General features: G+C 60.6%; 1 protein-coding gene. It reads right to left on the bottom strand.

Going from position 1 to position 696, the window contains the following annotated elements; all coding sequences use genetic code 11:
* Window positions 1-696: sulfurtransferase (locus K5E19_RS23240; RefSeq protein ID WP_260411929.1), on the bottom strand; the 696-nt coding region annotated here is incomplete at both ends.

Genomic DNA, 696 nt, shown 5'->3' with positions numbered 1-696 from the left:
TTGTGGATGGCTGCTCCACTCGTACCAGCCGCCGTCGTAAACCGAGACATTTTTCCAGCCCATGGCGCGGGCGTACATAAAGGTTTCTGACGCGCGCCAGCCGGTGCCACAGTAAAAGGCGACGTGCTGATCCGGCAGGATGTTCCAGGCTTTCCACATCGCAGCGATATCCTCGGCGCTGCGCATGGTGCCGTCCGGGTTGTGGAAATCTTCCATATGCGTCGCATCGCTGCCCGCATGGCCCCAGCGCGCGCCTGCGATTTCACCTTTTGGCTTGATGTAGCTGTAGCCGCTAGTTTCGCCGGTAAATTCCGGCCAGGAACGAATACTCACCAGCGAGGCATCCTGGCGATGCACCATCCCGCGCGCCTGTTCCATATCCACCATCAGCTGCGGCTGCCCCGGGATCGGTGCGCCGAAATCATCCGCAGGCGTCACTTTCGCAGGCAATCCGCGCTCGACCGGCAGACCGGCATCGGACCAGGTTTTCCAGCCGCCATCCAGCAGACGCACATCTTTCACTCCCGCGTAGAGCATGATCTGCGCGACGCGCGCCGCCGCATAGACGTCGCGACCGTAGAGGATCACGGTGGTGTCGTGGCGAATGCCCTGTTTTGCCAGCAGCGCTTTCAGTTTGTCGTCGGAGACTTTATTCCACAGCGGCTCGCTTTCGACGTCGTTGGTATCGATATAGCC

It is taken from the genome of Enterobacter sp. RIT637 (assembly GCF_019718755.1).
GTDB lineage: Bacteria > Pseudomonadota > Gammaproteobacteria > Enterobacterales > Enterobacteriaceae > Enterobacter.
The sequence above is the reverse complement of the archived record's forward strand: the minus strand, read 5'-3'. Positions and strand labels throughout refer to the sequence as shown.